The sequence below is a fragment of the Domibacillus sp. 8LH genome, assembly GCF_038806185.1.
GTDB classification, from domain to species: domain Bacteria; phylum Bacillota; class Bacilli; order Bacillales; family Domibacillaceae; genus Domibacillus; species Domibacillus indicus_A.
Genome location: NZ_JAVJNG010000346.1, coordinates 1 through 234 on the forward strand (window position 1 = coordinate 1; position 234 = coordinate 234).

Genomic DNA, 234 nt, shown 5'->3' on the forward strand with positions numbered 1-234 from the left:
ATCATTAAACAAGGACAGACTTATGCCGTTTACTCTGTATGCACAAGACAGAATCTTTGACCATATGCAATGACTGGTGCAAAGTTGCGAAACGTAGTCTCATCGAATGTGTCATTTTTTAATAATCCTCCTACCGTTTAAAATTCAGTATTAATTGTAGACTGTCTTTAAGTAAAAGTCAAAGGTAAATAACGGTTCTCTAATTTATTTAGGCATTCAATTACCTTTCACTTG

At 33.8% G+C, this 234-nt stretch carries 1 protein-coding gene; it reads right to left on the reverse strand.

The genetic code is table 11. The annotated features are described in order from the left end of the window. Window positions 1-4: 4 nt before the first annotated feature. Complete coding sequence (locus RG959_RS25545) at window positions 5-115, reverse strand: erythromycin resistance leader peptide (protein ID WP_369335211.1); 111 nt, start codon at window positions 113-115, stop codon at window positions 5-7. Window positions 116-234: the final 119 nt, after the last annotated feature.

Bases quoted from the DNA above. Each gene is read 5' to 3' on its own strand.
- RG959_RS25545 (WP_369335211.1), bottom strand. From the start codon at position 115: ATGACACATTCGATGAGACTACGTTTCGCAACTTTGCACCAGTCATTG.